Origin of the sequence: Nonomuraea angiospora (genome assembly GCF_014873145.1) — a bacterium.
Classification (GTDB): domain Bacteria; phylum Actinomycetota; class Actinomycetes; order Streptosporangiales; family Streptosporangiaceae; genus Nonomuraea; species Nonomuraea angiospora.
On the sequence record NZ_JADBEK010000001.1, the window covers coordinates 6,565,993 to 6,589,565 of the forward strand.

22 protein-coding genes and 1 tRNA gene are annotated in these 23,573 nt (G+C 70.5%); 7 read left to right on the forward strand and 16 right to left on the reverse strand.

Annotated elements, in window-relative coordinates:
• Window positions 1-2: 2 nt before the first annotated feature.
• From H4W80_RS29570 to H4W80_RS29580, 3 genes are read left to right on the forward strand one after another with little or no spacing between them, the layout of a single operon-like run.
• Window positions 3-848 (forward strand): sulfotransferase family protein, encoded by an 846-nt coding sequence (locus H4W80_RS29570; RefSeq protein ID WP_192793811.1) that lies wholly within the window; start codon window positions 3-5, stop codon window positions 846-848.
• Window positions 836-2,101, forward strand: coding sequence for a lipopolysaccharide biosynthesis protein (locus H4W80_RS29575; RefSeq protein WP_318787117.1), 1,266 nt, complete (start codon window positions 836-838; stop codon window positions 2,099-2,101). The genes H4W80_RS29570 and H4W80_RS29575 overlap by 13 nt, the downstream gene beginning before the upstream one ends.
• Window positions 2,098-2,982: a sulfotransferase gene (locus H4W80_RS29580; protein WP_192788077.1), complete on the forward strand. Its 885-nt coding sequence runs from the start codon at window positions 2,098-2,100 to the stop codon at window positions 2,980-2,982. The genes H4W80_RS29575 and H4W80_RS29580 overlap by 4 nt, the downstream gene beginning before the upstream one ends.
• Here H4W80_RS29580 and H4W80_RS29585 read toward each other — a convergent pair.
• From H4W80_RS29585 to H4W80_RS29640, 12 genes are all read right to left on the reverse strand, one after another.
• Complete coding sequence (locus H4W80_RS29585) at window positions 2,972-3,865, reverse strand: WecB/TagA/CpsF family glycosyltransferase (protein ID WP_225963728.1); 894 nt, start codon at window positions 3,863-3,865, stop codon at window positions 2,972-2,974. The genes H4W80_RS29580 and H4W80_RS29585 overlap by 11 nt on opposite strands.
• Window positions 3,862-4,743, reverse strand: a complete 882-nt coding sequence (locus H4W80_RS29590) for a glycosyltransferase family 2 protein (protein ID WP_192788078.1) — start codon at window positions 4,741-4,743, stop codon at window positions 3,862-3,864. Before H4W80_RS29590 ends, H4W80_RS29585 begins: the two co-directional genes overlap by 4 nt.
• The gene (locus tag H4W80_RS29595) at window positions 4,740-5,636 is read right to left on the reverse strand and encodes a sulfotransferase (protein WP_192788079.1); all 897 of its coding nucleotides are present in this window, start codon (window positions 5,634-5,636) and stop codon (window positions 4,740-4,742) included. Before H4W80_RS29595 ends, H4W80_RS29590 begins: the two co-directional genes overlap by 4 nt.
• A gap of 87 nt (window positions 5,637-5,723) precedes the next feature.
• A complete protein-coding gene (gene cysN, locus H4W80_RS29600) occupies window positions 5,724-6,986 on the reverse strand; it encodes a sulfate adenylyltransferase subunit CysN (RefSeq protein ID WP_192788080.1) in 1,263 nt (420 codons plus the stop codon).
• Window positions 6,986-7,900: a sulfate adenylyltransferase subunit CysD gene (cysD, locus tag H4W80_RS29605; protein WP_192788081.1), complete on the reverse strand. Its 915-nt coding sequence runs from the start codon at window positions 7,898-7,900 to the stop codon at window positions 6,986-6,988. The genes cysN and cysD overlap by 1 nt, the downstream gene beginning before the upstream one ends.
• Before the next feature lie 19 nt (window positions 7,901-7,919).
• Entirely contained in the window at window positions 7,920-8,684 is a 765-nt protein-coding gene (locus tag H4W80_RS29610; RefSeq protein WP_192788082.1) for a 3'(2'),5'-bisphosphate nucleotidase CysQ, read from the reverse strand.
• A complete protein-coding gene (locus H4W80_RS29615; RefSeq protein ID WP_192788083.1) occupies window positions 8,684-10,123 on the reverse strand; it encodes a sugar transferase in 1,440 nt (479 codons plus the stop codon). The genes H4W80_RS29610 and H4W80_RS29615 overlap by 1 nt, the downstream gene beginning before the upstream one ends.
• Before the next feature lie 108 nt (window positions 10,124-10,231).
• Complete coding sequence (gene pth / locus H4W80_RS29620) at window positions 10,232-10,816, reverse strand: aminoacyl-tRNA hydrolase (protein ID WP_185068638.1); 585 nt, start codon at window positions 10,814-10,816, stop codon at window positions 10,232-10,234.
• A gap of 63 nt (window positions 10,817-10,879) precedes the next feature.
• Window positions 10,880-11,497, reverse strand: a complete 618-nt coding sequence (locus H4W80_RS29625) for a 50S ribosomal protein L25/general stress protein Ctc (RefSeq protein ID WP_192788084.1) — start codon at window positions 11,495-11,497, stop codon at window positions 10,880-10,882.
• A gap of 100 nt (window positions 11,498-11,597) precedes the next feature.
• Window positions 11,598-12,575, reverse strand: a complete 978-nt coding sequence (locus H4W80_RS29630; protein ID WP_192788085.1) for a ribose-phosphate diphosphokinase — start codon at window positions 12,573-12,575, stop codon at window positions 11,598-11,600.
• On the reverse strand, window positions 12,572-14,023 hold the full coding sequence (glmU, locus tag H4W80_RS29635) for a bifunctional UDP-N-acetylglucosamine diphosphorylase/glucosamine-1-phosphate N-acetyltransferase GlmU (protein ID WP_192788086.1): 1,452 nt from the start codon (window positions 14,021-14,023) through the stop codon (window positions 12,572-12,574). The genes H4W80_RS29630 and glmU overlap by 4 nt, the downstream gene beginning before the upstream one ends.
• Window positions 14,024-14,149: 126 nt before the next feature.
• Window positions 14,150-14,221, reverse strand: a tRNA-Gln gene (locus H4W80_RS29640).
• 300 nt (window positions 14,222-14,521) lie between these two features.
• Here H4W80_RS29640 and H4W80_RS29645 point away from each other — a divergent pair.
• From H4W80_RS29645 to H4W80_RS29660, 4 genes are all read left to right on the forward strand, one after another.
• Window positions 14,522-15,460, forward strand: a complete 939-nt coding sequence (locus H4W80_RS29645) for an acyl-CoA desaturase (protein WP_192788087.1) — start codon at window positions 14,522-14,524, stop codon at window positions 15,458-15,460.
• Window positions 15,461-15,503: 43 nt separating this feature from the next.
• Window positions 15,504-16,463: a TetR family transcriptional regulator gene (locus H4W80_RS29650; RefSeq protein WP_192793814.1), complete on the forward strand. Its 960-nt coding sequence runs from the start codon at window positions 15,504-15,506 to the stop codon at window positions 16,461-16,463.
• Window positions 16,464-16,755: 292 nt separating this feature from the next.
• Window positions 16,756-18,816, forward strand: a complete 2,061-nt coding sequence (locus tag H4W80_RS29655; RefSeq protein WP_192788088.1) for an RNA degradosome polyphosphate kinase — start codon at window positions 16,756-16,758, stop codon at window positions 18,814-18,816.
• Window positions 18,809-19,639 (forward strand): NUDIX hydrolase, encoded by an 831-nt coding sequence (locus H4W80_RS29660; RefSeq protein ID WP_225963729.1) that lies wholly within the window; start codon window positions 18,809-18,811, stop codon window positions 19,637-19,639. The genes H4W80_RS29655 and H4W80_RS29660 overlap by 8 nt, the downstream gene beginning before the upstream one ends.
• 109 nt (window positions 19,640-19,748) lie before the next feature.
• Here the strand turns inward: H4W80_RS29660 and H4W80_RS29665 are convergent, their stop codons facing one another.
• The 4 genes from H4W80_RS29665 to H4W80_RS29680 are packed head-to-tail and all read right to left on the reverse strand — an operon-like array spanning window position 19,749 to window position 23,557.
• Window positions 19,749-20,924, reverse strand: coding sequence for a cytochrome P450 (locus H4W80_RS29665; protein WP_192788089.1), 1,176 nt, complete (start codon window positions 20,922-20,924; stop codon window positions 19,749-19,751).
• On the reverse strand, window positions 20,921-22,399 hold the full coding sequence (locus H4W80_RS29670) for a CYTH and CHAD domain-containing protein (RefSeq protein ID WP_192788090.1): 1,479 nt from the start codon (window positions 22,397-22,399) through the stop codon (window positions 20,921-20,923). Before H4W80_RS29670 ends, H4W80_RS29665 begins: the two co-directional genes overlap by 4 nt.
• Before the next feature lie 52 nt (window positions 22,400-22,451).
• A complete protein-coding gene (locus H4W80_RS29675; protein ID WP_192788091.1) occupies window positions 22,452-22,790 on the reverse strand; it encodes a VOC family protein in 339 nt (112 codons plus the stop codon).
• Window positions 22,787-23,557, reverse strand: a complete 771-nt coding sequence (locus tag H4W80_RS29680) for a trans-aconitate 2-methyltransferase (protein WP_225963730.1) — start codon at window positions 23,555-23,557, stop codon at window positions 22,787-22,789. The genes H4W80_RS29675 and H4W80_RS29680 overlap by 4 nt, the downstream gene beginning before the upstream one ends.
• Window positions 23,558-23,573 lie beyond the last annotated feature (16 nt).

Below are 23,573 nucleotides of genomic sequence, written 5' to 3' on the forward strand. Positions count from 1 at the left end.
CCATGAAACGGTCGGTGCTGTCGCTGTCCCGCGTCACGGGCAGGATCACGTCGGGGGTGCGGGTGCTGCCGTCGTTCCTGATCGTGGGGGCGCAGCGGTGCGGCACCACCTCGCTCTACCGTGCGCTGGCCCAGCATCCGCTGCTGCTCAAGCCGGTGCTGCACAAGGGGGTGCACTACTTCGACGTCGGCTACGGGCGGGGAGTGCACTGGTATCAGGGGCACTTCCCGCTGCGGATGAGCGCCGGGCTGGTCGAGCACCGGTACGGCTCGCGGGCGCTGGCCTTCGAGTCGTCCCCCTATTACCTGTTCCATCCGCTGGCCGGGGAGCGGATCGCGGCAGACCTGCCCGAGGTGCGGCTGATCGTGCTCGTACGCGATCCGGTCGAGCGGGCCTGCTCGGCCCACGCCCACGAGCTGGCCAGGGGCTACGAGACGGAGTCGCTGCTGGCGCACGCGATCGAGCTGGAGCCCGAGCGGCTGGCGGGGGCCGAGGAGGCGCTGCGCGAGTCGCCCTTCTCCCTGCACCACTCCCACCGCCACCACGCCTACCTGGCCCGCGGGCGCTACGCCGACCAGCTCGACCGGCTGGAGGCCCTGGTCGGCCGCGAGCGGATCCTGGTGCTCGACAGCCATCGGTTCTTCGCCGAGCCGGAGACCGCCTACGACCGGGTGCTGGCGTTCCTGGGCGTGCCGCATCTCGGCTATCCGCTGTTCGAGCGGCACAACGGCCGCCCCCTGCCGCGGCCGGTGCCGGCGGCGCTGGCGCGGGAGCTGCGCGACCACTTCGAGCCGTACGACGCCCGGCTGGTGCGGTGGCTGGGCGGTGAGCCTTCGTGGCGGCGGTGACCGCGGTCGCGGACCGGCGGCTGCGGCGCGGCGGGATCGCGGGGGTGCTGGGGGCGGGGTGCGGGGCGCTCGCGCAGTTCGTGCTCGTGATGGTCGTGACGAGGGCGTTCAGCCCGGCCGACGCCGGGGCGTTCTTCACGGTCACCGCGGTGGCGCTCATGGCGGCGGGGATCGCCAAGCTGGACGCGGGGAACGGGCTCGTGTTCTTCATCGCGCGGGCGAAGACGTACGACTATCTCGGCATATCCGGATATATCCGGGCGGCGCTCGTGCCCTGTGTAGTGGCCTCCTGCGTCGCGGGGGTCGCCCTCTACCCGCGGCTGGGCCCGCTCGCCGCGATCCTGCCCGTCATGGTGGCGGGGGACGTGCTGCTGGCCGCCACCCGGGGGTTCGGGGCCATGCGGCCCACCGTGCTCGTGGACGGGCTGCTGGTGCCGTTCTCGCAGCTCGCGCTGGTCACCTGCGCCGCGCTGGCGGGGGCGGTCGCGTGGCTGCCGGTGGCGTGGGGGGCGCCGTACGCGCTGGTGGCGGTCATCGCGCGGGCGGAGCTGCGGGGGCGGGTGCCGCGCAGCCCGTATCTGCCGGGGACGGCTCGTGACCTGTGGCGGCACACGGCTCCCCGGTCGGTCGCGGGGGCGATCCAGGCGGTGTTCCAGCGGCTGGACATCGTGGTCGTCGCGCTGCTCGGCGGGCCCGCGCAGGCCGCCGTCTACACGGCCGCCACCCGGTTCAAGGTGGTCGGGCAGCTCGCGAGCCAGGGGCTGGCGCAGGCCGTACAAGCTCGGCTGGTGAGCGCGCTCGCCGACGGCGAGCGGGCGCGGGCCGGTGAGCTGTACCAGACCGCCACGATCTGGCTGGTGCTGCTCACCTGGCCGGTGTGGCTGGCGTACGCGGCGCTGGCGCCGTGGCTGCTGCGGCTCTTCGGCCCCACGTACGGGTCCGCGGTCCCGGTGGCGCTCGTGCTGGCGGGCACGATGATGGTGGCGACGGCCTGCGGGATGGTCGACGTCGTGCTGACGGCCGCCGGGCACACGGGCACGAGCCTGCTCAACCTGGTGGCGGCGATCGCCTGCACGGTGGGGCTGGACGTGGCCCTGATCCCCGTCCATGGCGCGTTCGGGGCGGTCATCGGCTGGTCGGGCGGCGTGCTCGTCAAGAACCTCCTCCCGCTGTGGCAACTGCACCGCCGCTACGGCCTCCACCCCTTCGGCCGCCACACCCTGCCAGCGCTGCTTCACCGGAGGGTGGTATGACCGTCCTGGTGACGGGGTTGCCGAGGAGCGGGACGAGCTGGACCGGCAAGATGCTCGCCGCCGGCGGCGACCTGGTCTACGTCAACGAGCCGCTCAACCCGCAGCACCCGCCCGGCCGCTGCCCGGGGGTGCTCAGGGCCACCGTGACCCACCGGTTCCAATACATCTGCGACGACAACGCCGCCGACTGGCTGCCCGCCTTCCGCGACACGGTCGCTCTGCGCTACCGCTGGCTGTCCGAGCTGCGCGCCAACCGCTCCCCGTACGACCTGGCCCGCCTGCTGCGCTACGGCACCGCCTTCGCCTTCGGCCGCCTGACGGGCCGCCGGGCGCTGCTGGACGACCCGTTCGCGGTGCTGAGCGCGGGCTGGTTCGCCGCTTCCCTGGGCTGCCGGGTGATCGCGCTGGTGCGGGATCCGGTGTCGTTCGTGGCGAGCTGGCAGCGGCTCGGCTGGACGGTCTACTTCCACGAGCTGCTCGAACAGCCGCTCCTGGTCCGCGACCACCCCGAGCTGCTGGAGCTGCGCGCGCTCGTCGGCTCCCAGGACCGCCTCGCCAAGGCGGCCGCGCTGTGGCGGGCGACCCGCGCGATCCTGGAGCGCACGCCCGGCGTCCGCGTCACCTCGTACGAGTCGCTGGCCGCCGACCCGCTGACCGGCTTCCGCGACCTGTACGCCTACGCCGGCCTGCCCTGGACGCCCGCGGCCGAACGCCGCATCACGCGGGCCTGCACGGGCCCGTCCGGAGCGGCCACGGGGTTCGCCTGGTCGGGCCTGTCCCGCACGGCCTACCGCCCCATGGACTCCCGCCGCGCGCTCGACACCGCCGCCCGGGGGCTCAGCCCGCAGGACGCCGCCCGGGTCCGCGCCCTCACCTCATGAGGCGGGCGACCAGGCTGCCGCCCAGCAGCCGCAGCGCGAACGGCAGGTCGTCGACCAGATAGCGGCGGGCCAGCCGTCCCGGCTCGCACCCCAGCCGGTACGCCCACTCCAGCCCGGTCCTGCGCATCCATCCCGGCGCCCTGGAGACCGTGCCGGCGGCGAACGCGATCGCCGCCCCGCACCCCACGAACCACGCCTCCGGCAGCTCCTCCCGCAGGTCGGCGATGAGCCGGTCCTGCCGGGGGAACCCGAGCCCGACGAACACCACCCTCGGCCGGGCCGCGGCCACCATCCTCCGGACGCGCGCGCTCCCCTCGGGGGTCGTGTCGAAGTGGTACGGCGGCGCGTGGACCCCGCACACCTGCAGCCGGGGGTGACAGCTCGTGAGCTCCTTGGCCGCCCTGCGCGCCACGCCAGGGGGGCCGCCCAGCAGGTAGACGGGCCAGCCCCGGCGGGCGGCGAGCTTGCTGAGCGACCAGATGAGGTCCGCGCCCGTGACCCGCTCGGGCACCGGCGTGCCGAGCAGCCTGGCCGCCCACACCAGCGGCATCCCGTCGGTCACCACCAGCTCGGCGGTGCACACGAGCTCTCGCAGGGCGGGGTCGGTGGCGGCGGCTCGGCAGATGTCGATGTTGGGGGTGACGATCCGGCCGCCCCTGCCGGCCTCCAGCTCGCCCTCCACCCACCGGACCACCTCGTCCTCGGTGAGCGCGTCAACACCGATCCCGCCCACCCGTACCCGATCCCACCGGCGGCGGGGCGGCGTGCCCCGTGGCGGCCCGTCGAGGGGCCGCGCTGCGGGCAGGCGGGTGGCGTCCCGGTGCGGGGCCTCGGGGAGGCGCTGCAGCGGGACGTGTGGAGCGGTGGTCTCGGAGCGAGTCAAATGCCGTGCCCCCTACGGTGAAGAGCGGAAAGTACCGCCGGCGCGGAGATGAGGCCGGCCGCCACCGCCAGGGCGATCGGGGCGCGCGGCTCCCCGGCCCTGGCCCCCATGGCGCGCACGGCCCAGCGGACGGCCTCTCGGCGGTGGCCGAGCGCCGCGTGGCCGAAGGCCAGCTGGCCGTAGACCCGTGCCGCGCCGCGCGGGTCCACGGCCAGTTCGGGGTGCCGGGCGAGCATCCAGTCGAGCCCGGCAATGCGGTCCGCCCATCGGGCGACATAGTGGGATCCACCCCAGCGCACCCGCACGAGCGGGCGGTCCACATGGGTGATCGGCCGGCGTCCGGCGGCGCGCAGGGCCAGGTCCCAGTCCTCGTTCTGGCCGCCCGGGGCGCTCTCGTCCACCCACAGCGCGCCGCGCTCGAACAGGAACGTCGACGAGTGCACCATCACCATGCGCGAGCGGACCAGGTCGCCCGCCGTCACCGTGTCGCACCCGGCCAGGCGGGCCACGCGGCGGTGCGCGTACTCCACCTCGATGCCGCAGCTCGCGAACTCGCCGCCGCGCTCGCCGAGCGCCCGCGTCTGGGCGGCGAGCTTGCCGGGCAGCCACACGTCGTCGTCGTCGCAGAAGGCGACGAGGTCGGTGTCGCAGGCCGCGATGCCGGTGTTGCGGGCGCCGGGCAGGCCAGGGGTGCGCGTGTTCGGCAGGACCCGGACGCAGGACGGCACCTCGATGTCCCGGGGGGCGGCGCCGTCGGCGACCACGACCACGGACAGGCGCCCGGGGTGGTCCTGGGCCAGCGCCGACTCCACCGCCTCCCGCAACTGCGCCGGGCGGTCGCCCCGGGTCGGGATCACCACACCTACGGAGGGGGTCATGCGAGCCCCCGATAGCCGTAGCGGGCCCTGAGCGGCCACGTGAGGGCGTCGACCACGCGGCGGTCACCGTGCGGCAGGCCCGTCACCCACGCGTCGTCCCGGCGCAGCTCGATCCGCCCCACGTGGAAGCGCATCGGGTTGCCGGAGGCGGTGTGGGAGGGCCCGAGCCAGGCCGTGCGGCCGTCCAGGAAGGGCAGCTCCGGCTCCGCCAGGCCGAGCCTGAGCGCCAGGGAGCTGAGCGTGGGCCCGGGCGCGGCGAGCAGGTCCTCGTAGCGGACCCTGGTGACGCGGGCCCCGCGTCCCGGCAGGAGCTCCAGCGCGGCGTTCTGGGCCGTCCAGTGGACGGCCGTGTGGGCGGGCCGCCACCGGGTCATGGGCCGCCCGTCCTCGGGCCGCCGCACCGTCCTGGCCCAGGAGTGGGCGACGGCGCGCGGGTCCCTGACCACGTGGACGATCCGTACGTCCACCCCGGCGGCCACCAGGCAGCAGGCCAGCGACGCGTGCTTGCTGGAGTCGATCACGACCGGCGCGCCCGCGGCCTCGTACAGCAGCCGGTACGCCTGCGTGTACTCGGCCAGGTCGGGATGCGCGATCCGCGCGATCCTGCGCGTGCGGTCGACCCGGCGCCGCAGCGTCAGGACCTTCCCGGCCAGCGCCGGGCTCCATCCGCCGAACGCCCGCTCCCCCACCTGCCGCCAGAAGGGACAGTCGGGAAAGGCCACGCCGCACCCGCACGGCTCCCCCGCGAGCACGCTCCGCTCCCAGAGGTGTACGACCTCACCGAGCGCGACCACCCCCGGCAGCTCGCCCAGGAGCCGCTCGAGCAGTGTGGTGCCACTGCGCCCGAGGCCGCCCAGGTAGATGACCCGGGTGGGGCTTTCGCGGTCGGTCACGAAAAAGGGCCTTCGCGTCGTGAACACGGAACGCGAAGACCCTATCGCTGAGAGTAATCGAAGGTCGGAGAACCCGGAAAGATCTACCTAACGGGCATCGATGACCATGCCGGCGCCGACGGTGCCGTTGGTGGCCTCGTCCACGAGGATGAAGCCGCCGGTGAGCCGGTTACGCGCGTAGTCGTCCACGAACAGCGGCTGGGTGATCCGCAGCGACACCCGCCCGATCTCGTTGAGGCCGAGGGAGGTCGCCTCCTCGTCGCGGTGCAGGGTGTTGACGTCGAGCCGGTAGTGCAGGTCGCGCACCATGGCCCGGGCCGTACGGGTGGTGTGCTTGATCGTCAGCTTGGAGCGCGGCGTCAGCTTGAGCCCGTCGGCCATCCAGCAGATCATCGCCTCCAGCTCCTGCGCCACCTGCGGCTGGTTGTTGGGCCGGGCGATCATGTCGCCGCGCGAGATGTCGAGGTCGTCCTCGAAGCGCAGCGTCACCGACATGGGCGGGAACGCCTCCTCCACCGGCCCGTCGAAGGTGTCGATCGAGGCGATGCGGGTCGTGAGCCCCGACGGCAGGTGCACCACCTCGTCGCCGGGCTTGAGCACGCCGCCCGCGACCTGGCCCGCGTAGCCGCGGTAGTCGTGGAAGGCCTGATCGGTGGCCCGCTGCGGGCGGATCACGTACTGGACGGGGAAGCGCACGTCGACCAGGTTGCGGTCGGAAGCGATGTGGACGTTCTCCAGGTGGTGCAGCAGCGACGTGCCGAGGTACCACGGCATGTTCTCGGAGCGCGAGACCACGTTGTCGCCGTTGAGCGCGGAGATCGGGATGAAGGTGAGGTCGGCGACGTTCAGCTTGGACGCGAACGCCGTGAACTCGTCCTTGATCTCCTCGAACCGCTCCTGGGAGTAGCCCACCAGGTCCATCTTGTTGACGGCCAGCACCAGGTGGGGCACCCGCAGCAGCGTGGTCAGGAACGCGTGCCGCCGCGACTGCTCCAGCACGCCCTTGCGGGCGTCGATGAGGATGATCGCCAGGTCGGCCGTGGAGGCGCCGGTGACCATGTTGCGGGTGTACTGGATGTGGCCGGGCGTGTCGGCGATGATGAACTTCCGCCGGGGCGTCGCGAAGTAGCGGTACGCCACGTCGATCGTGATGCCCTGCTCCCGCTCGGCCCGCAGGCCGTCGGTCAGCAGCGACAGGTCGGTGTATTCGGTGCCCCGGTCGCGCGAGGTGCGCTCGACCGCCTCCAGCTGGTCCTCGAAGATCGCCTTGGAGTCGAAGAGCAACCGTCCGATGAGGGTGGACTTACCGTCATCGACACTTCCCGCCGTGGCAAAGCGAAGAATGTCCATTAGAAGTAGCCTTCCCTCTTCCTGTCCTCCATCGCGGCCTCCGACGCACGGTCGTCGGCCCTGGTGGCCCCGCGCTCGGTGATCCGGGTGGCCGCGATCTCCTCGATGATCTCCTCGACCGTGGCGGCCGTGGACTGCACGGCGCCCGTGCACGTCATGTCGCCCACGGTGCGGTAGCGCACCACGGCCTCGAACAGCGGCTCGTCGTCACCCCGCTGCACGACCTCGGAGTCGGGCAGCAGCATGCCGTCGCGCTCGAACACCTTGCGGGTGTGGGCGAAGTAGATGGAGGGGATCTCGATGCCCTCGCGCCTGATGTAGTCCCAGACGTCGAGCTCGGTCCAGTTGGACAGCGGGAAGACGCGGATGTGCTCGCCCTTGCGGATGCGCGAGTTGTAGAGGTTCCACAGCTCGGGGCGCTGGTTCTTCGGGTCCCACTGGCCGAAGTCGTCGCGGAAGGAGAAGACCCGCTCCTTGGCGCGGGCCTTCTCCTCGTCGCGGCGCGCGCCGCCGAAGACCGCGTCGAACTCGTGCTCCTCGATCGCGTCGAGCAGCGTGGTGGTCTGCAGGCGGTTGCGCGAGGCGCGCCGCCCGGTCTCCTCGACCACGCGGCCGGCGTCGATGGAGTCCTGCACGCTGGCCACGATCAGCCGCGCGCCCAGCTCGGCGGAGCGGCGGTCGCGGAAGTCGATGACCTCGTCGAAGTTGTGGCCCGTGTCGACGTGCATGAGCGGGAACGGGATGGCCGCGGGCCAGAACGCCTTCTCCGCGATGCGGAGCATGACGATCGAGTCCTTGCCTCCGGAGAAGAGCAGACAGGGACGCTCGAACTCGGCCGCCACCTCGCGCATGATGTGAATGGCTTCGGCTTCGAGCACGTCGAGCTGCGACGTCGTGTAGTCGCGCTGGAGCATGGGAGCTTCCTCCGGCGGTTTAGCGGTGCAGGTCCCGAATCCCGCTGAGCAGCGATGTCGCTAGCTCAGGTAGGGAAACCAGGATATCCGGTAGTGACGGGTCGGCTTGGTTGTAGGTCAGCTCTGAGCCGTCGATCCGGCTCGCGTGGACCCCCGCGGCCTGGGCGACGGCGACCGGCGCGGCGGAATCCCACTCGTACTGGCCCCCGGCGTGTACGTACGCCTCGACCTCGCCAGTGAGCACCGCCGAGATCTTCGCCCCGGCGGACCCGATGGGGACCAGGTCGGCTCCGACGAGGTAGGCCAGCTTCTGCACGAACTCCGGCGGCCGGGTGCGGCTCACCGCGATGCGGAAGCGCCCCCCGTCGTGGGAGGGCGGCTCGGGCGGCTGCGCGGTGGTCAGCGTGCGGCCCTGGGCGGGCAGCGCCACGGCGCCCGCGCTCAGCCTGCCGCCCTCCCACAGCGCCACGTGCACGGCCCAGTCGGCCCTGCCCTCTTCGGCGAACTCTCGCGTGCCGTCGAGCGGGTCCACGATCCACACCCGGGACGCGCCGAGCCGGCGCGGGTCGAGCCGCTCCTCGCGGGTGGCCTCCTCCGACAGCACGCTGTCGCTGGGGCGGAGCCTGGCCAGCGACTCCATGAGGAAGACGTGGGAGGCCCGGTCACCCTCCGCGCGCAGGGCGGAGGAGTCGCCGAACCCGGTGCGCTCACGAATGCGCAGCAGCCGCTCGCCCGCCTCGGTGGCCAGATCAGCGGCGAGGGAGTGGTCGTCGCGAATCGTCATCAATAAGCTCCTTGCCCGCGGGCGACGGCCGACCAAGTCTTCCACAGGATCTGGAGGTCGAGCGTGAGGGACCAGTTCTCCACGTAACGCAGATCGAGACGTACGGATTCCTCCCACGATAGGTCAGATCTACCACTGACCTGCCACAGGCCCGTCATGCCGGGGCGTACGAGGAGCCGTCTGCGCACGTCGTCGCCGTAGCGCGCCACCTCCTCCGGCAGCGGCGGCCGGGGGCCGACGAGCGACATGTGGCCGCGTACGACGTTGATGAGCTGCGGCAGCTCGTCCAGCGAGGTGCGGCGCATCCGCGTGCCGAGCGGCGTGACCCGCGGATCGTTCCTGATCTTGAAGAGCACGCCGTCGCGGTCGCTGACCAAGGTGATCTTCTGCTGCTCGGAGCCGCGCCGCATGGTGCGGAACTTCAGGATCGTGAACAGCTTCCCGTCCCTGCCGACCCTCGTCTGCCTGAACAGCGCGGGCCCCGGACTCGTCACGCGTACGGCCACCGCCAGGCCCACCAGCAGCGGCGCGAGCAGCACCAGCAGCGCGGCGGCGACCAGCCGGTCGAAGACGTTCTTGACCAGTTTCCTGGCCCCGCCCAGCTCGGGGTGCTCCACGTGCAGGAGCGGCAGCCCGGCGGCCGGCCGGATCATGGTGCGCGGGCCCGCCACGTCCATCAGCGCCGGTGCGACCACCAGCTCGGTGTGGGTGCGCTCCAGCCGCCAGGCCAGCCGGCGCAGCGCCTGCCCGTCCATCTCGGGACAGGCCAGCACGGCCACGGTGTCGGCGCGGAACTGGTCGACCACGATCGGCACGTCGCTGAGGTCGCCCGCGACGGGCACCTCGCCCACGAAGTCGCCCGGCGCGCCCCCCGGCAGGCAGGCGGCCACGACGTCCATCCCGTGGTAGCGCTCCTTCCGGAACAGCCGCACCAGCTCCTCGACGGACGCCGCGTGCCCGACGGCGACCACCTTGCGCATGCACTCCCCCGCCGCCCTGCGCCGGTGCAGTGAGCGGCGCAGGGCGTAGCGGAGGATCAGGGTGAGCAACGTCACCAGCGGCAGCGCGAGCACGACGTAGCCCCGGGCGACGTCGGTCTTGGTCAGGTAGGAGCCGATGGCGGTGCCCGCGGTCAGCGCGACGCCCGACTGCACGACCCGGCGGAACTCCTCGGAGCCGACGCCGAGCATGCGCGGCTCGTACGCGCGGTTGAGCGCCACCGCGAACGCCCACACCACCGGCAGGGCCAGGCTGACCAGCAGGTACGGCAGCACGTACGGCGTGAGCTCGCCGAAGCGCACGTAGAAAGCGAGCCCGGACCCCACCCAGGCCCCGCAGAGGTCGCCCAGCACCGCGCGGAAGCGGTAGGAGCGGACCCAGGTGGGCGTGCGCGGGCTGACTCGCCAGGAGGCCACGGGGCCCGGTCCGACGACGGCCATGAAGCCCTCACCCCGCACGCATGCCTCCAGGTGACCATTCCTGAACGGACAGTCACAGATGGTAGCCGCGAGGGAGGCAGAGAACCGGCGAACGGACCTATGTGGCGATCAGCGTGGAGGGCCCGAAATATGCAGATCAGAACGGTGGAAGTCGTTCTGGGTGACTTCGAGGCCGCGAGACATCAGCGACTCCACGACGTCGGCCGCCCGGTCCACGAGGAAGGGCAGGTCCTTGCGCTCCATGGTGGCGAAGTCCCGCAGCACGAAGGAGGCGGGGTCCATGCGCCCGGGCGGGCGCCCGATGCCGAAGCGGACCCGCAGGTAGTCGCGGGTGCCGAGGACCTTGGTGATCGACTTGAGGCCGTTGTGGCCGTTGTCGCCGCCGCCGAGCTTGGCCCTCAGCGCGCCGTAGGGCACGTCGAGCTCGTCGTGGACGACGATCAGCCGCTCCGGGCCGATCTTGTAGAAGTCGGAGAGCGCCTTGACGGGCCCGCCGGAGAGGTTCATGTAGGTGAGGGGCTTGGCCAGGATCGCGGTGCTGGTCTCGCACACCTCGGCCCTGCTCTTGTGCGCCTTGAACCGCCCGCCCGCCCTGGCGGCGAGCTCGTCGAGCACCATGAAGCCCGCGTTGTGCCTGTTGCCCGCGTATTCGGGCCCCGGATTGCCCAGGCCGGCGATCAGCCAGCGATCCATCTGCACCCCTTACAGCGGAACGGGGCGGCTCGAGTCCGGCCACCCCGTTCACGAATCGGACCGTTACTCGGCAGGAGCCTCGGCGGTCTCGGAAGCCGCGGCGGCCTCGCCCTCGGCGGCCTCCTCGCCCTCCGCCGGCTCCTCGACCGGCTTGGCGCTCACCTGGAGCACGACGGCCTCGGGGTCGGCGGCCAGGGTGGCGCCCTTCGGCAGCGCGAGCTGCGCGGCCGTGATGGCGGTGCCGACCTCCAGGCCCTCGACGTCGACCTCGACGCCGGTCGGGATGTGGGTGGCCTCGGCCTCGACGGCGATGGAGACGAGCTGCTGGTCGAGCAGGCCGTCGGTGTGGACGTCGCCGACCGTGGTGACCGGGATCTCGACGGTGACCTTCTCGCCGCGCTTGACCAGCAGCAGGTCGACGTGCTCGACGAAGCCCTTGATCGGGTCGCGCTGCACGCCCTTGGGCAGGGCCAGCTCGTCGACGCCCTCACCCTTGAGGCGGATCAGCACGTTGGGCGTGCGGAGCGCGAGGAGCACCTCGTGGCCGGGCAGGGTCAGGTGCTTGGGGTCGATGCCGTGCCCGTAGAGAACGGCGGGCACCTTGTCGGCGCGACGGATCTTGCGAGCGGCGCCCTTGCCGAACTCGGTGCGGGGCTCGGCGGCGATACGTACTTCGGACACGACATCTCCTAGGGATGCTTGGAGTCTGGTGGGTGTCTGCGCTCTCCCTCACCCGCCCTAGCGGAAGGCGTTACGAGCGCAACCGTGCCAGTCTACTCGGTCAGGTGTCACCCTCGAACAAGCTCGTGACCGAGCCGTCCTGGAAGACCTCGGTGATCGCGCGGGCGATGAGCGGCGCGATCGACAGCACCGTCAGCTTGTCGAACCGGTTGGCCTCCGCCAGCGGCAGCGTGTTGGTGACGATGACCTCGGAGATCCGGGAGTTCTTGAGCCGGTCGACGGCCGGGTCCGAGAAGACCGCGTGGGTGGCGGCGGTGATCACGTTGGTGGCGCCCTGCTCGTAGAGGGCGTCGGCGGCCTTGCAGATGGTGCCCGCGGTGTCGATCATGTCGTCGATCAGCACGCAGGTGCGGCCGCGGACCCGTCCGACGACCTCGTTGACCTTCACCTGGTTGGCCACGTCGAGGTCGCGGCGCTTGTGGATGAACGCCAGCGGCGTGCCGAGCGTGTCGGCCCAGCGCTCCGACAGCCGGACGCGGCCGGTGTCGGGCGAGACGACGGTGGTGTTCTCCAGGTCGAGCTTGTTCTTGAGGTAGCTCTCCAGCACCGGCATCGCGAACAGGTGGTCGACCGGGCCGTCGAAGAAGCCCTGGATCTGCGAGGTGTGCAGGTCGATCGACATGAGCCGGTCGGCGCCCGCGGTCTTGAACATGTCGGCCATCAGCCGGGCCGTGATGGGCTCGCGGCCGCGGCCCTTCTTGTCCTGGCGGGCGTAACCGTAGAACGGCATGACCACGGTGATGCGCTTGGCGGAGGCCCGCTTGAGCGCGTCGACCATGATCAGCTGTTCCATGATCCACTTGTTGATGGGCGCGGTGTGGCTCTGGATGACGAAGGCGTCGCAGCCGCGTACGGACTCCAGATAGCGGGCGTAGATCTCGCCGTTGGCGAAGTCGATCAGCTTGGTGGGGGTGAGGGAGACGCCGACGTGCTGAGCCACCTCCTCGGCGAGCTCAGGGTAGGCCCGGCCGGAGAAGAGCATGAGGTTCTTCTCGCCCGGCTGTTTGATACTGCTCACTTGCCACTCTCCTGCTGCTCTTGCTCGGCCAGCGCCCGCTGGGCGGCCGCGGCCGACTTCGTGCCCGCGCGCCTGCGCAAGACCCATTTCTCGATGTTGCGCTGCCGCGCTCTGGCCACGCCGATGGCGCCGGGTGGCACGTCGTCGACGATCACCGAGCCCGCCGCCGTGTAGGCGCCGTCATTGATCGTGACCGGGGCGACGAGCATGGTGTCGCAGCCGACGAACACCCCGTCGCGAATGGTCGTCTGGTGCTTGTTGACCCCGTCGTAGTTGACGAAGACGGTGGAGGCGCCGATGTTGACGTCGTCGCCGATCGTGGCGTCTCCCGCGTAGGACAGGTGCGGCACCTTGGAACGCTCGCCGACCTTGGTGTTCTTCATCTCGACGAACGTGCCGGCCTTGGACTTGCGGCCGAGCACCGTGCCGGGGCGGAGGTAGGCGTACGGGCCGACGTTGACCTCGGGGCCGATGTCGGCGCTGTCGCAGACGGCGTTGCGGACGACGGCGCCCTCGCCGACGCGGGTGTCGGTCAGCGTGGTGGCGGGGCCGACCTCGGCGCCGGTCTCGATCACGGTGTCGCCGTGGAGCTGGGTGCCGGGGAGGATGACCGCGTCGGGCGCGATCCGCACGCCGACGTCGATCCAGGTGCTGCCGGGGTCGATGATCGTCACCCCGGCGCGCATGTGGGCTTCGAGCAGGCGCAGGTTGAGCACCTTGCGGGCGGCGGCGAGCTGCACGCGGTCGTTGACGCCCTCGACCTCGACGAAGTCGCCCGCGACGCAGGCGCCGACCCGGTGGCCGTCGCCGCGCAAGATGGCCAGGACGTCGGTGAGGTACTCCTCGCCCTGGGCGTTGTCGGTGGACACGCGCTTGACGGCGTCGGCGAGCAGCGAGCCGTCGAAGGCGTAGATCCCGGAGTTCATCTCCTTGATGGCGCGCTGCTCCGGGCTGGCGTCCTTCTCCTCGACGATCTCCAGCACGGCGCCGCTCTCGTCGCGGATGATCCGCCCGTAGCCGGTCGGATCGGGCACGTCGGCCGTCAGCACGGTGACGGCGTTGCCCTCGGCCTCGTGCCGTTCGAGCAGCTCGGCGAGGGTCTGCGGGCGCAGGAGAGGAACGTCCCCGTACGTGACCAGCACGGTGCCGGAGATCACGCCGACCTCTTCGAGCACGGTGCGGACCGCGTGGCCGGTGCCACGCTGCTCACGCTGGACGACGGCGCGCGCGTCGGGACTGGTGGCGGCCAGATGGCCGCCGACCTGCTCCAGCGCGTGGCCGATGACGACGATCAGCTGCTCGGGACCGAGGTCCCGGGCGGCTGCGAGCATATGGTCGACCAGCGCACGGCCACATAGCTCGTGCAGGACTTTGGGGGTCTGGCTCTTCATCCGGGTGCCCTCGCCGGCGGCGAGGACGATGACGGCTGCCGGGCGCGGCACACTCACGGACTGCGGCTCCCTGTGACTGGACGGATCAGGGCAATTGGTACGTCTACCGCACCGCTACCCTCCCGACACCGTGAGGATACCTGGACGCACCCGGAACATTCTCGCCGGGGGAGCAGGTCACAGCTCCCGGAAGAGGACTCGAACCCCTACAAAGTGGACCAAAACCACTTGTCCTGCCGATTAGACGATCCGGGACAGATCGGACACGTGGCGTCCGACACATCCCTACGATACCGATCCCACACCCCGGCGCGCGCCCGTAATTGCGCCCCACACCCGCCTCGGGCGCGAAGTCCCAGGTAGCGGCGGGTACGCGGCTTGCCGACCCTATAACAGACCGCCCTAAAGGGCGCAAGACACGAACCCCACCCACCTTGTTCTGCAGAGCGTCATGTTCCCCACATTCACGGCTTAGGGCTTCCTTACTTACGCTGGCGTAGGTTACGGTTGCGTAGCCAGGACATACATCCTCATACATGCCGTTGGAGGTCGTCCATGACCGTTGTCGCCGAGCGTTCCGCCCCGACACCGAAGCCCGAATTCGAGCCCGAGCCCAGATCCAAGGCGGAGCTGGTCACCTTCGCACTCGTCGTCGGGCTGCCGCTGATCGCGATCGCGGCCGCCGTGCCGTTCGCGTGGGGATGGGGTCTCGGCTGGTCGGACATCGTCATCTCCTTCGTCTTCTACGTGGTCTCCGGGCTCGGCGTGACCGTGGGGCTGCACCGCTACTTCACCCACGGCTCGTTCAAGGCCAAGCGGCCGCTGAAGATCGCGCTGGGCATCGCGGGCAGCCTGTCGCTGGAGATGTCCGTACTCGACTGGGTGGCCACGCACCGCAAGCACCACAAGTTCTCCGACAAGGAGGGCGACCCGCACTCGCCGTGGCGTTTCGGCCCCGGCTTCAAGTCCCTGACCAAGGGCCTGCTGTACGCCCACATGGGCTGGCTGTTCGAGAGCGAGCGGACCAACCGGGAGAAGTACGCTCCCGACCTGGTCAAGGACGCCGACGTCATGAAGCTGCACAAGTGGTTCGGCACGATCGCCCTCACCTCCATCCTGCTCCCCGGCGTGATCGGCGGGCTCGTCACCTGGTCCTGGCAGGGCGCGCTGACCGCGCTGTTCTGGGGCTCGCTCGTCCGCATCGGCCTGCTGCACCACGTGACCTGGTCGATCAACTCCATCTGCCACGTCTTCGGCGAGGAGGAGTTCCAGGTACGCGACAAGTCGCGCAACGTCTGGTGGCTGGCCATCCCGTCCTTCGGCGAGTCCTGGCACAACCTGCACCACTCCGACCCGACCTGCGCCCGGCACGGGGCGCTGAAGGGCCAGATCGACCTGAGCGCCGGGCTCATCCGGATCTTCGAGAAGCTCGGCTGGGTGTACGACGTCCGCTGGCCGACTCCCGAACGCCTGGCGGCGAAGCGCATTGCCTGACGTAGATCAGCCGGTGAACGGCCGCGCACCCGTGGCCGTCATTATGGAGACCGTGACCGAACCCCCGACTCGCAGGCGTATGTCCGGTAGCGAGCGCAGAGAGCAGCTGATCCGCATCAGCCGCACCCTCTTCGCGGAGAAGGGGTTCGACGGGACCTCTATCGAGGAGATCGCAGCTACCGCACAGGTGTCGAAACCCGTGGTCTACGAGCATTTCGGCGGCAAGGAAGGCGTCTACGCGGTCGTCGTGGACCGCGAGATGCAGAAGCTCCTCACCATGATCACCGAGGCGCTGGCCGCGTCCCATTCACTGATCAAACTGGAGCGGGCCGCGCTGGCGCTGCTCCACTACATCGAGGAGAGCAGCGAGGGCTTCCGCATCCTGGTGCGCGACTCCCACGCCGCCTCGGGCACCGGCACGTTCGCGAGCCTGATCAGCGAGATCGCCAGCCAGGTCGAGGACGTCCTCGCCGACGAGTTCGCGGCCCGCGGCTACGACCCCAAGCTCGCGCCGATGTACGCCCAGATGCTGGTCGGCATGGTCGCTCTGACCGGGCAGTGGTGGCTCGACGTACGCAAGCCGGGCCGCGAGGAGGTCGCCGCCCACCTCGTCAACCTGGCCTGGAACGGCCTGACCGGGCTCAACCCCAACCCGGCGATCACCGCCGCGACCCGCGACCAGCCCGTCTCCGTCCCCGCCCCGGGCCCTCTCCCCGCCAAGCCGCGCACGAACGACAAGGAGCTGCGCGAGCTGGAGAAGGCGCGGGAGAAGGAGCTGAAGGAGGCGGAGAAGGCGCGGCTGCGGGAGTTCAAGGAGGCGGAGAAGGCTCGGGTCAGGGAGCTCAAGGAGCGGGAACGGCTGCTCAAGGAGGCCGAGAAGGAGCGAGAGCGGGTGCTGAAGGAGGCGGAGAAGGCGCGGGAGCGCGAGGAGAAGATCCGCCAGCGCGAGGCCCGCCTCGCCGAACGCGCCGCCCGCCTGGAACAGGCGGACCACCCGGAGTAGGCCCGAGCGCCCCCGGCCCGGCCCCCCGAAGGACCTCAGCCCTTCTCACCCCCTTCCCCAAAGGACCTCAGCCACGGTCGGCGGGGCGGTTCTCGGCGGCGAGATGCGGCTCGCCGCCCATGAATTCAAAAAGTCCGGAGAAAGGGGCAGATGTGCGAAGACGGTCCGGCGGTGGGCTTGAACAGGGGGGATGTCTTGAGTGACGATTGGGTTGAGCGTGGTTGACTTTCCAGGATAAGCCGTTGCGACCGCGTTAACGTTCTGTTCAACCAATCGGGGCAATATAGGCCATATGTCCGCGGAACCGTTCCAACCCGCCAACGACCTGCCCCTGCCTCAGGAGCGGTTTCTCAATCGTGAAGAGAGCTGGCTCCAGTTCAACGAGCGCGTCCTCGATCTGGCCGAAGATCCATCGACCCCCCTCCTGGAGCGGGTGCGCTTCCTGGCGATCTTCGCCAGCAACCTCGACGAGTTCTTCCGCGTACGGGTCGCGGGCCTGAAACGGCGCATGGCCACGGGCCTGCTGCTGCGTACCAAGAGCGGGTTGAAGCCCCGCGAGGAGCTGGCCAGGATCGCCACGATCGCGGACGATCTGGCCAGGCGGCACGCCGCGGCCTTCCACCACCACATCTGCCCCCAGCTGGCCGCCGAGGGCATCGAGATCGTCAGGTGGGACGAGCTGGGCCGCGAGGAGCGTACGGAGCTGCGCAAGCTGTTCAGGGAGCGGATCAGGCCGGTGCTGACGCCGCTGGCCGTGGACCCCGCGCACCCCTTCCCCTACATCTCCGGGCTCAGCCTGAACCTCGCGGTCCTGGTGCGGAATCCGGCGACCGACCACACGGTTTTCGCGCGGGTCAAGGTGCCGTCGCAGTTGCCGCGGTTCGTACCGGCCTCGAAGGACCGGTTCGTCCCTCTTGAGGATGTCATCGCGGCCCATCTGGGGCAGCTCTTCAAGGGCATGGAGATCCTCCAGCACCACGTCTTCCGCGTCACCAGGAACGAGGATCTCGACGTCGACGAGGACGTCACCGAGAACCTCATGCAGGCCCTGGAGAAGGAGCTGCTCAAGCGGCGGTTCGGCCCGCCCGTGCGGCTCGAGGTCGAGGACACGATCACCCCGGAGGTGCTGGCGCCGCTGATCGAGGAGCTGGAGCTGGCGCCGCACGAGGTCTACCGGGTGGCCGGGCCGCTCGACCTGTCGGGCCTGCACGCCATCGCCGACCTGGACCGGGGCGAGCTGAGCTACCGGCCGTTCGTGCCCGCCGAGGTGATCAGCGCCGAGGACGACCTGTTCTCGATCCTGCGCGAGCGCGACGTGCTGCTGCACCACCCGTACGACTCGTTCGCCACCAGCGTGCAGCGCTTCATCGAGGTGGCCGCGGCCGACCCCAGGGTCCTGGCGATCAAGCAGACCCTCTACCGCACCAGCGGCGAGTCCCCCATCGTGGACGCGCTGATCGACGCGGCCGAGGCGGGCAAGCAGGTCGTCGTGGTCGTGGAGATCAAGGCCCGCTTCGACGAGCACGCCAACATCTCCTGGGCACGCAAGCTGGAGCGGGCCGGCTGCCATGTCGTCTACGGCGTGGTCGGGTTGAAGACCCACTGCAAGCTCGCGCTCGTGGTCCGCCAGGAGGCCTCGGGCGAGCTGCGCCGCTACTGCCACATCGGCACGGGCAACTACAACCCCAAGACCGCCCGCCAGTACGAGGACTTCGGCCTGCTCACCGCCGACCCGCTGGTCGGCGAGGACGTGACGGACCTGTTCATCCACCTGACCGGCTACTCCAACCACTCCGCCTACCGGCGGCTGCTGGTCGCGCCCCACTCGATGCGCAGCGGGCTGCTGGCCAGGATCGAGCGGGAGATCGCCCACCAGGAGGCGGGGCGCCCGGCACGGATCAGGATCAAGACGAACTCCCTGGTGGACGAGCCGATCATCGACGCCCTCTACCGGGCGTCCAGGGCGGGCGTCCCGGTGGACCTGTGGGTGCGGGGCATCTGCAGCCTCCGCCCCGGCATCCCAGATTTGTCCGAAAATATCCGCGTAAGGTCGGTCTTGGGGCGCTTCCTTGAGCACTCCCGGGTGTACGAGTTCGGTCTGGGCCGCCGCCCCGAGATCTGGATCGGCAGCGCCGACCTCATGCGCAGGAACCTCGACCGCCGCGTCGAGGCCCTGGTCAAGGTGACCTCGCCGCAGCACAAGGCCTACCTCATCGAGCTGATGGACCTGGCCATGGCCGAGACCACGAACGCGTGGGTGCTCAACTCCGACGGCACGTGGGCCCGCCACCAGGGCGAGGATCTGCAGAGCCACCTCATCGGCATGCGCCGCTGGAGGACCGTTGATGACTGACCTGCTCCGCGCCGCCGGAGCCGTGATCTGGAGGGGCGAGGAGAGCCACCCCGAGGTCGCCGTCATCCACCGTCCCGACTACGACGACTGGACCTTCCCCAAGGGCAAGCTGAAGTCCGGCGAGCACGTGATCGCCGCCGCCCTGCGCGAGGTGCGGGAGGAGACCGGGCTGACGGTGCTGCTCGGCCGCGCGCTGCCGCCGGTCCACTACCTCAGCTCCGGGCGGCTCAAGCGGGTCGACTACTGGACGGCGCGGGTGGCCGCCGACGACGGGTTCACCCCCGGTGAGGAGGTGGACGAGCTGCGCTGGCTGCCGTTAGAGGAGGCCAGGCGGCTGCTGACGTTCGAGTGGGACGTGGGGCTGCTGCGCGCGCTGAGGGCCGCGCCGCTCGAGACCGTGCCCCTCGTCCTCGTACGGCACGGCTCGGCCGGCTCCAGGCAAGAGTGGCAGGGCGACGACGAGTCGCGCCCGCTCGACACCGACGGCCGGGCGCAGGCGGCGCAGCTGGCCACCGCGCTGCCCGCCTACCGGCCCGAGCTGCTCATCAGCTCCCCCAGCGCCCGATGCGTCCAGACCTTGGAGCCGTACGGGGCCGAGGTCAAGCTGGAGCCCCTCCTCAGCGAGGAGGGGCAGGACCCGCAGAAGACGCCCGCCATGGTCAGGGAGATCGCCGTGCCCGCGGCCGTGTGCAGCCACCGCAAGGTGCTCCCCGACCTGATCAGGACGTTGAGCGGAACGGACCTGCACCTGCGCAAGGGCGCGTTCGCGGTGCTGCAGCGGGTGGGCGGGGACGTCGTCAGCGTCGAGCGCTACGCGACCTGACCGCCCACGCCGCTCACCACGCGGCCGCCCACGCCGCTCCCCACGTGACCGGCAGCACCGCTCACCACGCGGCCGCCCGCGCCGCTCCCCACGTGACCGGCAGCACCGCTCACCACGTGACCGGCAGCTCCGCGAAGCCGTCGGCGATCCTCCCCTGGCTGCGCGGCAGCTCCTCGACGGGCACGGCCGTCCGCAGGGTGGGGAAGCGCTGGAACAGCCTGCTGAACACCGCCACCAGTTCGACCCTGGCCAGGCTGGCGCCGATGCAGAAGCGCGGGCCGTACCCGAAGCTCAGATGCGGGTCGGTCTGCGGACGGCGGAGGTCGAACACATCCGGATCCGGATATATCCGCTCATCCCGGTTGGCCGCGCCCGGGGTGAGCACCACGGCCTCGCCCCGGCGGATCGTCCGGCCGCCGATCTCGATGTCCTCGTGGGCGTACCTGGGCAGGCCGTGCAGGCTCGGCGCGGCCATCCGCAGGATCTCCTCGACCGCGCCGGGCGCCAGCCCCGGGTCGGCGATGAGCAGGTCGCGCTGGCCGGGGTTGGCGAGCAGGAGCAGCACGCCGAAGTCGATGCGGTTGACCGTGGTCTCGTGGCCGGCGAACAGCAGCCCGCCGGCGAGCTCGGCGATCCTCCCGTCGTCGTCCAGCTCAGTGGCAAGGTCGGACAGCACGTCCTCGGCCGGCTCGCGCCGCTTGCGCTCGATGAGCTCGGCCATGTACGCGCTCAGCTCCTCGCGCGCCGCCTGCCCCTCCTCCAGGTTCCGCATGTCGCCCAAGCGGAACGACACGCCCCCGAAGTACTCCCTGTCCTCGTACGGCACGCCGAGGAGCTGGCAGATGACCAGCACGGGCAGCGGGAAGGAGAGCTCGGCGTGCAGGTCGGCGGGCGGGGTCAGCTTGGCCAGGCAGTCGAGCCGCTCGTCCACGAGCGAGCCGACGTGGTCGCTGAGCGCCTTCATCCGGCGGGCCGAGAAGGACGGCATGAACAGCCTGCGCATGCGGTCGTGCTCGGCCTTCTCCGTGGCGATGTCGCCCTGGGGGCCGCCGAGTATGGCCGAGCCCGACAGTCTGGCGGCCTTGTCCGGCTCGGGATGCGAGCGCCCGAGCCGGGGGTCGTTGAACAGGCTGCGCGCGTCCTCGTAGCCGCTGACCAGCCAGACCTCGTCACCCGTCTGGGTGCGTACCTTCGCGATGCCCGCTTCGGCCCGCAGGTCGCGGTACGCGGCCGGCACCTCCAGCACGCTGCCGCGCTCGAAGGGGATGGTGGGAAGGTTCCTCATAGAACCTTCATAACCGCCCCGACCGTCTCTGCCCAGACTCTGGGGAACTCCGCGTACGCCCGCTCGGCCGCGCTGCGCTCGATGCCGATGAGCACTCCGTACGTGAACGTGTCCTCGCCTGCCTGGCGGGCGCTCTCGGCCTCCTTCGCCAGCGTCTCCTGCGCCACCACGCCGTCCTGGTGCGTTCCCAGGATTTCCTGGACGTTCTCGGAAAGCTTGGCGAGCTTGCCCATGTTCGCGCCGAGGGTGGGTTGGAGCGCTTCGGCGGTGTAACGAGCGCGTTTGGCGGCCTTGCGCACGTCATGCATGGCTATTTCATGACGTTCCGGGTCTTCTATGGCCTGAGCGGTTTCGTAGGCCTTCGTCACCCGGTTCCAGCCGGCCGCCGCGATGGCGCTGAGCTTCTTCTCGGCGGGCTTGGCCGCCGCCTTCTCCAGCTTCGGGTCGGAGACGAGCTGATCGAGCGCGTTGAGGAGGGTGTAGTAGCGTTCGCCGCTGAGTGCCTCCTTGATGCGGGCGTACGCCTCCTGCTCGCGTTCGTGCAGATCCGTACCGAGCCGGGCCTGGATGGGGCCGTGGACCAGCTCGGGCTCCAGCCTCGCCAGCTCCTTGGCGAACCTGGCCCTGATCACCTCCAGGTCGCGGGCCTCGCCGAGCACGTTGCCGAGCCAGCGCAGCTCGTCCTGCACCTGGGCGGTGTCCGCGACGACGCTCTTGAACGCCTTGAGCGCGCTGCGCATCCTGCGGGCGGCCACGCGCATCTGGTGCACGGCGTCGTCCTCGGCCCGGCGTACGCGGGGATCCTGCGCGAGGAGGGCGTTGACCTGCCCGGCCAGGTAGGCGACGACGATCTCGCCCGCCGTGCCCGGCTCGGTGGGGGCCTTGGGGAGCGGGGTGGGTTCGAGCAGTTTGGCGAGTTTGCTGGTGGCCGCCGAGGGCGTCGCGCCGGCCTTCCTGAGGCGTTTGCCGACCTTGGCGAGGACGGCCTGGCGATCGGGGGCGAGCAGCTCGGCCTCGACCTCGCGCCACCGTACGATCTTGGGCTCATCCCCGTACACCGTGCCCTTGACGCGGTCGTCGGCGACCTCGACGAGCTTGACGCCGTCGTCGAGCAGGACGGTCACGCTCCTGCGGGTGTCCAGCTCCGCGACCGGAACGAGCGGGGCGCCGCGGGTGTAGGCGCGGACGAGCTCGGCCAGCTCCTCGGGCACGATCTTGGTGCTGCGGGTGAGGGGACGGGTGATCTCCTGTCGCACGCCCTTGGCCTTGGGCAGTTTCAGGTGCCAGCCGGCGTCCTCACCGCCTCGTCGCCGCCTGAGCGTGACGCCCCGGGCGGCCAGCCTCAGGTCGGCGGTGTCGTAATAGAGAGCCACCAGCTGATAGCTCTTCGGCCCTATGACCTCGGCCACACGGCTCAGGTCCGGAATCGCGTAGTCGGGAGGAACGTCAAATTTGTCCTCGATCTCGATGCCCACTACACCTCGCAAGAGTCCGATTTCGGAACATCATGCCACTCTGAGGTGAACATCACACGGCCTGCAGGAGCTCGATCCTGTTGCCGACGGGGTCCGCGAGATAGATCCGCCGGTAGCCGGGGAAGAGAAGGTCGGGCTCCGTGCCGGAGGCGTACGCGCCGAGGTCGTCCACCAGGAAGGCAGGATGTGCCTTGCGCGCGGGCCTGAAGTCGTCCTCGATGCCGAGGTGCACTTCCACACCCTCGCCCTTGAACCATACCCCACCGCGTTCGGCCAGCTCCGGCGGCTTGGGGACCTCCCGCAGCCCCAGCACGCCCTCGTAGAAGCGCCTCAGCTCAGGCTCGCTGCCCCTGGGCGCGGCGAGCTGGACGTGGTGCAGCGCCTTGATCATTTCTGCATCACCACGAAGATCCGCCGGAACTCGAAGGGGGTCCCGTAGCTCCTGGCCGGGTACGCCTCGGCGAGCGATTTGGCGAGGTCCTGCCTGAACCGCTGCCGCTCGTCCGGGTCGAGCCGGTCGAAGACCGGGCGCAGGGCGGTGCCGGAGACCCAGTCGAGCACCGGGTTCTCGCCCTGGAGCACGTGCACGTAGGTCGTCTCCCACGCGTCCACCTGCGCACCGCCGTGGTTGAGCAGGTCCAGATAGTCGACCGGGTCGTCGACCGGGTGCGCCCTGAGGACGCCGTCGAGCCTGTCGGACCAGGTGCGGGAGGCGCACAGGTCGCGGATGGCGACGTGGCTGGGCGCGCCGAAGTTGCCCGGCACCTGGAACGCCAGCCAGCCCCCCGGGGCCAGATCCTCGACCCAGTGCTCCAGCACCTCGCGGTGCTCCGGCACCCACTGCAGGACGGCGTTCGAGACGATCACGTCCATCGGCCGGTCGGGACGCCACGTGGCCACGTCCGCCACCGCGAAGCGCACCCGGGACTCCAGCGCGCGGGCCTTGGTGATCATCGCGGGCGAGGAGTCGTAGCCCTCCACGGTCGCGCGGGGCCAGCGATTGGCCAGCTCAACGGTGAGTTCGCCACTGCCGCAGCCCGCGTCCACGACATAATCGGGATCGACCGCCCCCACTCTGGAGATCAGCTCGATGAATGGCCGCGACCGCTCGTCGGCGTAGACCGCGTACGTTACCGGGTCCCAGATATCTCTTGACATGAAGATAATTGATATC

What these genes read in the sequence shown, in the direction of transcription:
- H4W80_RS29570 (WP_192793811.1), top strand. Translation starts at nt 3, where the DNA reads ATGAAACGGTCGGTGCTGTCGCTGTCCCGCGTCACGGGCAGGATCACG.
- cysD (WP_192788081.1), bottom strand. Translation starts at nt 7,900, where the DNA reads ATGCTCCAGCGCGACTACACGACGTCGCAGCTCGACGTGCTCGAAGCC.
- H4W80_RS29650 (WP_192793814.1), top strand. Translation starts at nt 15,504, where the DNA reads ATGGAGACCGTGACCGAACCCCCGACTCGCAGGCGTATGTCCGGTAGC.
- H4W80_RS29680 (WP_225963730.1), bottom strand. Translation starts at nt 23,557, where the DNA reads ATGTCAAGAGATATCTGGGACCCGGTAACGTACGCGGTCTACGCCGAC.
- H4W80_RS29660 (WP_225963729.1), top strand. Translation starts at nt 18,809, where the DNA reads ATGACTGACCTGCTCCGCGCCGCCGGAGCCGTGATCTGGAGGGGCGAG.
- H4W80_RS29675 (WP_192788091.1), bottom strand. Translation starts at nt 22,790, where the DNA reads ATGATCAAGGCGCTGCACCACGTCCAGCTCGCCGCGCCCAGGGGCAGC.
- H4W80_RS29590 (WP_192788078.1), bottom strand. Translation starts at nt 4,743, where the DNA reads ATGACCCCCTCCGTAGGTGTGGTGATCCCGACCCGGGGCGACCGCCCG.
- H4W80_RS29665 (WP_192788089.1), bottom strand. Translation starts at nt 20,924, where the DNA reads ATGAGGAACCTTCCCACCATCCCCTTCGAGCGCGGCAGCGTGCTGGAG.
- cysN (WP_192788080.1), bottom strand. Translation starts at nt 6,986, where the DNA reads ATGGACATTCTTCGCTTTGCCACGGCGGGAAGTGTCGATGACGGTAAG.
- H4W80_RS29645 (WP_192788087.1), top strand. Translation starts at nt 14,522, where the DNA reads ATGACCGTTGTCGCCGAGCGTTCCGCCCCGACACCGAAGCCCGAATTC.
- H4W80_RS29610 (WP_192788082.1), bottom strand. Translation starts at nt 8,684, where the DNA reads ATGACGATTCGCGACGACCACTCCCTCGCCGCTGATCTGGCCACCGAG.
- H4W80_RS29580 (WP_192788077.1), top strand. Translation starts at nt 2,098, where the DNA reads ATGACCGTCCTGGTGACGGGGTTGCCGAGGAGCGGGACGAGCTGGACC.
- H4W80_RS29655 (WP_192788088.1), top strand. Translation starts at nt 16,756, where the DNA reads ATGTCCGCGGAACCGTTCCAACCCGCCAACGACCTGCCCCTGCCTCAG.
- H4W80_RS29615 (WP_192788083.1), bottom strand. Translation starts at nt 10,123, where the DNA reads ATGGCCGTCGTCGGACCGGGCCCCGTGGCCTCCTGGCGAGTCAGCCCG.
- pth (WP_185068638.1), bottom strand. Translation starts at nt 10,816, where the DNA reads ATGGATCGCTGGCTGATCGCCGGCCTGGGCAATCCGGGGCCCGAATAC.